Here is an 8608-nt window from a genome sequence, read left to right as displayed (position 1 = left end):
ACATTGTATAATCTCGTTGTGTACGCTTTTCTCTATTCCTATCTCGTTTTTCCATAATAAGTATATTTTCTGTAAACCTATTTTAGGACGCGACACAAAAAGAAAAAAAGCTTTATATTATATCGTTGGACTTATTTCATTCTTCACACTCCTACCTTTTGGTTTGAAATTTATTAATTTTATGTTTTATAAAAGTGAAGACTTTTACAATATAATAAGTAGGTTTTTCTATGGAACAAAATTCAATTGTTTAGGAATTGGAACTTTCATAGGATTCTTGTTTTTCAGGAACAAGGAATATATTAATAAGATTCTTTTTAAATACAATCTATTGACCTTAGTTTTAACAATTCTCCCTTTTGTCTTATGGTTTTTTCAGTTTAGAACAGATCATTTAAATGATGAGATCTATGCTGTGTTGTTTGCTTTTTCAATTTATAATATCGTTCAGCATCCTAACATTCATATTGACAATTCCATTACTAGATTTTTAGGGAAAATTTCTTACGGAATATATCTTTATCACTGGATCATTGTTATTGTATTGGTAAGATATATTCCAAAAATGGATAATATCGCTATTTATAATTTAGTATTATATTCTGCTATACTTTCTGCAACTATTTTTATATCTTGGATATCTTTTGTTACGTATGAAAGATTTTTCCTAAACCTTAAAAAGAGATATGATACCATTAAGAGATAAGAAATTTTTATTGGCATACGTTTTGAGAATTTCCTTTTGAAAAATTAAAAACATAAATTATGAAGCAATCATTTCTTTACTTAAGTATTTTTCTCCTTTTTACCCATTGTAAGAGAAATGAGGAACATCCAAAAATAGCTAAAGCTGATGTGGAAATCACTCAAAAAATAAATACATTATACAAGACATATGGGAAGTCCAGTGACGCCATTTATAATCAGTCAATTCCAAAATTTTTATTCTCACATGAATTAGAAGAAGCTTTTCAGGAAGCAATAGATGCCTCAAAAGCAGATATTGAAAAAGTAAAAAATAGCGATCACCCTACAGATAAACCTTTATTAATGGAAGGATCAGTTTTTACAAGTTTATACGAAGGATACACAAGTTACACTATAAAATCAATTGATGTAAAGGAAAGCACGCAGCCTTTAGGTGCTGCCGCTGATGTTATCATTTATTTTGAAAACTCACAGGTTTCTCCAAAAATTACCTGGACCGACAAAATACATCTCGTTAATCCTTATCATGCAGGATGGAGAATTGATAACATTACATTTTCTGAAAAGCTAGCAGGAGAAAAAGATTTAAAATCAAGTCTACAGAATTTTATCTCTGGTGCTAAATAATGAAATCCATTTTACGATAATAAAAAAGCTGCTTGGGGTAAGCAGCTTTTGTTTTTTAAGGGCATTGAGCGATGGGAACTTCGCTGCATACTGTCTGATTTAATCTTTCACAATAGACACAGTATTTTTTCGGTTGCCCTCCATACACTGATTTTAGCTCAGCTTTGTTAAGTTTCTTTAAATTTTTCATATCATTTTAATTTTGTGGATTAAAGTTAAAATGAAAAAAATATTTTTTATTACAGTTTCATATTTAAAACTTTCAGGATTTGCACTAAAAAAATAAACCACACAGTAACAAACTGTATGGTTTATATAAAAATTTTATATCTCTCTTATTTATTGTTGATTTCCACGGTTACAGGCATTACATACGTATAGGCAACCATATTTTCATTTAATTTTTTGCGATCTACTTTATAGTCGAGTTCGCTTAATACGGTTTCGATTTCCTTACTTACACTTTTGCATTCCCCGTTAGAATGGACATTTACTATTTTTCCGTTTTTGGCAATATCAAATTTGACGACTGAATTTACCACACCCTGTTTATAATCAACGTTAGTAAGGTCGAAGTTCTCCATCAATCGACTTCTTATATCATTAAAAGTATCGCTTTTCGTTAATTGGATTTCCTGAATCGTATTATTTGAAATGGTTTGAGCTTTAACTGAATTCATAACAGCAACTAAAACAAAAACTGCAGCAACAAATACTTGAATTTTATTTTTCATAACTCTTTGGTTTTAAATATTATAATTGAATTATTTTGTATCTCTTACCAAAGATATTAAAAATAGTTTACATTAAATTCACATATCGTTAACATTGAGTTAATATTAAAATTAAATTATTGAATTTCAAATAGTTAATATTTTAAAATAATTGAAAATTTAATATTGGGAGTTAAATTATACCTAATTGTTCAGCTATATCTTGTTTATATTTTTCGAAAGGTGCATTTGTGGATTCGAAAATTTCTGCGCTAAAAATATCTTTTTTAACTGTAAGAATATCCCTTTTAATTAGTTTAGCAATATTGGATATTTCTTTATCAGGATATTTCTTTCTTTTATCAATTAAATCAAAACAAATATTCTTATGGTATTCATACCTACCTTGAAGATCAAAAGTATCAATAAATTCTTTCACCCCATTATTCGAATATTTATTCTTTAAATCAATAATTACATCTTCAATTTGATGTACTTTTTCAATTTTATTTTTAAAATCAGGATCCTTTACATTAAACTCTAATGTAAACATTGTATTTTCATCAAAATTAAATCCTTTAGAACTGGGACATATTTTAGCTAAATCATTGTTAATCGAAAATTCATTTGCTAATTTTAATTTTGAATTACATGTATAACAAGAGGGAACTAAATTGAATAATGAAATTGAGAAATATGGATATTTACTTTTAGGCAGTACATGATCTAATGTGAAGTGATATTTTTTACTTCCTGCTTCTTTATAAACATTTATAAAATCAATATTGCAATAATAACATGATTTTATTTTTAACTCATTTGATTTCTCAATGAAAAATTTTGAAATTACGGAATGAATTGTATTATTTTCATATAAAATTGTTCCCATATTTTTAAATACTCCACATAATTCTTTATTTATTTCAGAATTAATTAGTTTTTTTAGTTTTTCATCAGTAGTCTTACTAATTATAATTTTATTATTAATCCTATTATCAAAATAACTATCAATATAGGTTTCTTCTGTTTGATATAAGGCTTTTACTTTTTCTTTAATTATAACTTGTATATAATCATTTTCAATTTTCTCATTAATTTCGAGCAGCTTTTCAAAGTTGGATAATAAAACTTCTTCAATTGAAACTCCTGGAAGTATGGCTAAAACTTCATCATTAAACTCTAAACCTGCATATAATAAAAATCTTCTATCTCTTTTATCAACGATTTTATTATAAAAATCTTTTATTAATACATCATGCGAAATACTATTAAATAACTTCCTCATATTATCTGTTTTCTAATTTTTCAATTTCAGCCTTAAGATCTGAAATGCGTTTTTCTTTATAAGAGTCAGTTTCAAAGAGCTTTTCTAAAATTTCAAGATGATTTTCTAAAATTCTTCTAATATATTCTTCTCCTATTAATGAAATTAATAAAGGAAAATTTTTAGAACTATATTTTTGTTTATAGATTTCATAATCTTTTGAATCTTTGTTTATTGAACTGCATTTTTCATAAAAATCTAAAAAATCATTTATCTTACTTATTGCAAACTCTCCTTTGGTACTTGTAATAAAGAAGCCATCTGTAAGCATTTGATGTATATTTTCTCCAAAAGTATTATCGCCCTCATATTCTTTAGACACAGAAAAAAATTGTTCTGTACCGCTTTTATCTAATATTGGACTATTATTTTCATCGATTTTTTTACTTACCTCCAGAAACAACACATTTTGTTTAGGAATATCAGATAAAATAAAAGGAGAATGTGTTATAAATACAATATTAATTCCTTTAATATTGTCTATTACTAACTTATTAATTCCATCTAATAATTGATAAATAAATTTTCTCTGCATTTCAGGATGAGAATATAATTCTATTTCATCTAATATAATGTTATAATAAGAATATTTATTAATTGTATTATTATCATATGCGGAGTTTAAGTTAATAAGATGATACAAAATAGAATTGATACTATATACATTTTGCTTTTCCCCAGAACTAAGTCTTGAAAATAAACTTCCATTCTCAAATTTATAATCAATGTTAAATATTGACGGAGGCAAATGCATTATAAGGTTATTAGCCTTCTCATTTTTAAAATATTTATCTAAACTTTTTAAATCTTCGTAGTAATTCAAGTCATTAAATGTAAATTCATTTAATGTATATTCATCTACAACATACTTATCTTCTAATTTTGTAAGAAAATTATCATATATTATATTTTGATCTAATTCATCTAGATTATTGAAAAACAAAAAATTTAATGCTTGTTTTAATTTAAATGTAATGTGGCTATTATCATTATTTAATGTCTCTAAAAAATCATCATAATCTTTCGTAAACTTGTAAGCATTAAAGCCTTTAATATATTCTAATTCATACCCATCATAAATTTCATAAGTATCTTTAATTTTAATTATTTTATCTAAAATATATATTATTAAAATTCTATTTATTTTATTATCACTTATTGTAATTCTTTCATAATCATAAAAAGACCTTAATATAATAGTTTCAAACACATTGAATGGATTTGTATTATCACTTTCTCCTACATTCCAAATAAAGAAATCTTTAAGCTCAATATTTTTAAGTTTTAAAGAAATGACATCAATTTTATTATGTTGAGTTACTTGTAACAAAGTATTATTAGATATAAGGTTATACAAAAATCTTTGCTTGGTCAAGGACGTCTCTCTATTTATATCAATAATTCCATCAGTTTTCATTGGATTAAGTACAATAGGTGTTTGATAGCCATCATTTTTATGAAAAATATTTTGAATCCAATCACCAACTTCTGTAGAGTTCAAACCGTAAAAAGAATAATTAATTATAATATTGTAAAATAATTCACTCATATTATAAGCATAATTAACCTCAACCGGAACATTAGTAAATTTTTTATTTAATTCTTCTTCTTGAACGATTATTTTATCTTGCTCAAACTTCAAAATAAGTAATGTTTCTTTTACTTGATCTTCAACTTTTTCAGATTTGTGTATAAATAGCTCTAGATTTATTCTTTCAATTATATCTCTTTTTATTTCATCCTCTCTAATTTGTTTCTTTTGTTCAGTCTTTAAATTAGAATAATAATCTAAAAATCTTTCTTTATCCCTCAATTCATCGTCTGAAATTAAACCTTTCTTTAAATCTTCGGTTAAAGATTCAATTATGATATTAAGATTTTTAATCTGTTTTTTATGTAATAAATTCTTTTCATAATTTACAGGTAGATGCTTAATTAGCTCACCTTTTATTGATAAGTTATAAAAAGCTATGTATATTAATTCTATTAAACTACTTTTTCCACTTCCATTTTTACCTACTACTGCTGAAATATTTATTTTTTCTCCATAAAGATTTTTTGGTAGTATTGGTGTAAAATTAATTTTATTTACATCTAATATGTTTTCTCTATCAATAATAAAATTATAATTATCAATTCTTTTTGATTCATTATAAAATTCATATTCCTCATATAATTTGTATATCCTCCCTTCTTCTAAATTTTTAAGAAAATCTTCATGACAATCTTTCAAAGGTCTAATCGCTAAAAGTTTAAAGCTCATGTTTATCAGTTTTCCCCAAAAATAAATAAAAAAACCACAATTTTCATTGTGGTTTCCCGTAATATATTTATATAATTTTACTCCAATTCCCTCTTCAAAAACTTCCCTGTCAAGCTCTTCTTAGATTTTACAATTTCTTCGGGAGTTCCTTTGGCGACAATTTCTCCGCCGTATTTTCCTCCTTCAGGACCAACGTCAATAATATGATCTGCTAATTTTATCACATCCATATTATGTTCAATAATAATGAATGAGTTTCCTAGTTCTACCAATTGATTGATCGCTTCCATTAGAATCTTCACGTCTTCAAAGTGAAGTCCGGTTGTAGGTTCATCAAGAATGTATAACGTATTTCCGGTTTGTCTTTTTGCTAATTCTGTTGCTAACTTGATACGTTGAGCTTCTCCTCCTGAAAGTGTGGTCGATTGTTGTCCTAATGTGATATATCCCAATCCAACATCCTGTAACGTTTTTACTTTCGCAAAAATCTTAGGAATCGGCTGGAAGAAATCTACAGCTTCATCAATCGTCATGTCCAATACATCAGAAATAGATTTTCCTTTATAACGAACTTCCAATGTTTCTCTGTTGAATCGTTTTCCGTTGCAAGTTTCACAATGAACATATACATCAGGCAAGAAATTCATTTCAATGACTTTCAATCCTCCACCCTGGCAAGTTTCGCATCTTCCTCCTTTTACGTTGAAAGAAAACCTTCCCGGCTTATAACCACGGATTTTACTTTCCGGCAATTCTGCAAAAAGGTTTCTGATGTCTGTAAACATTCCTGTATAGGTTGCAGGATTTGAACGAGGCGTTCTTCCAATAGGGGTTTGGTCTACATCTACAATTTTATCGATGTTTTCAAGACCTTCAATTTTTTTGTAAGGTAAAGGTTCCTGAACAGCTCTGTAAAAATGTTTGTTAAGGATCGGATATAAAGTTCCGTTGATCAAAGAAGATTTTCCACTTCCTGAAATTCCTGTCACCACCACTAATTTTCCTAACGGAATATCAAGATTAACATTTTTAAGGTTATTTCCTGTTGCTCCTTTTAGCACTATATTTTTCCCGTTCCCTTCTCTTCTTTCGGTAGGAACGGCAATTTTTCTTTTTCCTGTAATATAATCAGCCGTTATGGTATCGGCTTTCAATAAGTCTTCCGGTTTCCCCTGCCAAAGAATCTCGCCACCAAATTTTCCAGCTCTTGGACCAATGTCTAGAACCTCATCGGCTTCAAGAATCATATCTTTGTCGTGCTCTACCACCAAAACAGAGTTTCCGATGTCACGAAGGTTTTTTAATGAATTAATTAGTCTTTCATTATCTCTTTGGTGCAAACCGATACTTGGTTCATCTAAAATATATAAGACATTCACTAATTGAGAACCAATTTGAGTTGCCAGACGAATTCTTTGAGACTCTCCTCCAGAAAGCGTTTTTGAGCTTCTGCTCAAACTTAAATAATCCAAGCCAACATCTAATAAGAACTGAAGTCGAGTTTCAATTTCTTTTAAGATCTCGTGAGCGATGATTTTATTTTTCTCTGAAAATTTATCTTTAATATCCGCTAACCAATCTTTCAGGTCGGCAAGACTTAATCCGTTAACCTCAGCAATATTTTTTCCATCAATCTTAAAACTTAAACTTCCCGGCTGAAGGCGAGCTCCACCACAAGACGGACAAGTTTCTTCAGTTGTGAAATGTCTTTCCAATAAAATTGCTTCGTAAGATTCTCTTTCATCAATCATTTCTTCCATGAAATGAATTAAACCATCAAAACTAATTTTTATCTTCTTGGCAATTCCTGCGTATTTAAGATCTTTGTTGAATTCCTTATTGCAACCATTATATATATAGTCTAATGCTTCTTCCGGAATATCTTTAAATGGCGTTGTTAAACCAAGACCGAAAATTTCAAGAATACTTTTAATCTGAGATAAGATCCATTTATTAGACTTGATATCTTCCAAAGGTAACAATGCACCTTGGTTGATTGATAATTTAAGATTTTCTACAAAATAATCAGTGTTGATTTTTTTAATCGTCCCTAATCCTTTACAATCCGGACAGCTTCCTTTCGGAGAATTGAATGAAAAAGTATTGGGCTCAGGCAATGCTAATGAATGTCCCGTTTCGGCATCCATTAAATTTTTTGAGAAATATTCTATCTCTTTGCTTCCCAGTTTCTGGATTCCGATCAATCCTTCTCCCATGTCCATCGCTGTTCTTAGCGATTTTTCCATTCTGGTTTCAGAAGCAGTTTCTCCGATGATCCAACGGTCGATTACAATATCGATATCGTGGGTTTTGTATCGATCCAGTTTTAGATCGTATTCAATATCTGTTAATTCACCATCAATTCTTGCTTGTCCATATCCTTTTTTCGCCATCTGAACAAATAGCTCGTGATAGTGACCTTTTCTGGAACGTATGACAGGTGCCATCAACATCAGTTTTTCTCCCTTATAATTTTCTTTGATGGTATCTAGAATTTTATCTTCCGTATAGCTTACCAATCTTTTTCCTGTGGATAATGAATAAGCATCCGAAACTCTCGCATACAAAAGACGCAGGTAATCGTACAATTCTGTAACGGTTCCTACAGTTGAACGCGGATTTTTGTTGGTTGTTTTCTGCTCAATGGCAATTACGGGTGAAAGTCCTTCAATTTTATCTACATCAGGACGTTCTAAACCTCCTAAAAACTGACGGGCGTATGCTGAAAATGTTTCAATATAACGACGCTGACCTTCTGCAAAAATCGTATCAAAAGCCAATGAAGATTTCCCGCTTCCGGAAAGTCCGGTAATTACGACCAATTCATTACGAGGAATTTTGACATTAATGTTTTTAAGATTATGCTCTCTTGCACCGTAAACTTCTATATATTCTTTTGATTTACTCATAATTTGATGTGATCTTACCTGAAAATCACGCTGTGCAAAATTACGGAATTTTATGGAATTTTTT

Annotated in this window: 7 protein-coding genes; 2 read left to right on the top strand and 5 right to left on the bottom strand. The window is 28.8% G+C overall.

Features of this window, described 5'->3' with window-relative positions:
• Both BUB80_RS14380 and BUB80_RS14375 read left to right on the top strand, forming a co-directional pair.
• On the top strand, positions 1 to 706 hold a 706-nt coding region (locus tag BUB80_RS14380; RefSeq protein ID WP_139262701.1), incomplete at its 5' end, for an acyltransferase family protein.
• Positions 707 to 765: 59 nt separating this feature from the next.
• Positions 766 to 1335: a hypothetical protein gene (locus tag BUB80_RS14375; protein WP_073294002.1), complete on the top strand. Its 570-nt coding sequence runs from the start codon at positions 766 to 768 to the stop codon at positions 1333 to 1335.
• A gap of 55 nt (positions 1336 to 1390) precedes the next feature.
• On the opposite strand, the gene BUB80_RS24135 is transcribed toward BUB80_RS14375, so the two are convergent.
• The 5 genes from BUB80_RS24135 to uvrA form a co-directional block, all read right to left on the bottom strand.
• Positions 1391 to 1525: a bacteriocin-like protein gene (locus BUB80_RS24135; RefSeq protein WP_073294000.1), complete on the bottom strand. Its 135-nt coding sequence runs from the start codon at positions 1523 to 1525 to the stop codon at positions 1391 to 1393.
• 145 nt (positions 1526 to 1670) lie between these two features.
• Positions 1671 to 2069 (bottom strand): hypothetical protein, encoded by a 399-nt coding sequence (locus tag BUB80_RS14365; protein WP_073293998.1) that lies wholly within the window; start codon positions 2067 to 2069, stop codon positions 1671 to 1673.
• Between the two features lie 172 nt (positions 2070 to 2241).
• Positions 2242 to 3333 carry an HNH endonuclease gene (locus BUB80_RS14360; RefSeq protein ID WP_073293996.1) on the bottom strand — a complete coding sequence of 364 codons (1092 nt, stop codon included), beginning with the start codon at positions 3331 to 3333 and terminating at the stop codon, positions 2242 to 2244.
• Position 3334: 1 nt separating this feature from the next.
• Positions 3335 to 5635 carry an AAA family ATPase gene (locus BUB80_RS14355; RefSeq protein WP_073293994.1) on the bottom strand — a complete coding sequence of 767 codons (2301 nt, stop codon included), beginning with the start codon at positions 5633 to 5635 and terminating at the stop codon, positions 3335 to 3337.
• Positions 5636 to 5712: 77 nt separating this feature from the next.
• Positions 5713 to 8544: an excinuclease ABC subunit UvrA gene (uvrA, locus tag BUB80_RS14350; RefSeq protein WP_073293992.1), complete on the bottom strand. Its 2832-nt coding sequence runs from the start codon at positions 8542 to 8544 to the stop codon at positions 5713 to 5715.
• Positions 8545 to 8608 lie beyond the last annotated feature (64 nt).

The organism is Chryseobacterium polytrichastri (assembly GCF_900142445.1).
Classification (GTDB): Bacteria; Bacteroidota; Bacteroidia; order Flavobacteriales; family Weeksellaceae; genus Chryseobacterium; species Chryseobacterium polytrichastri.
Note: the sequence above shows the minus strand (reverse complement) of the source record. Positions and strands in the feature narration are given on the sequence as shown.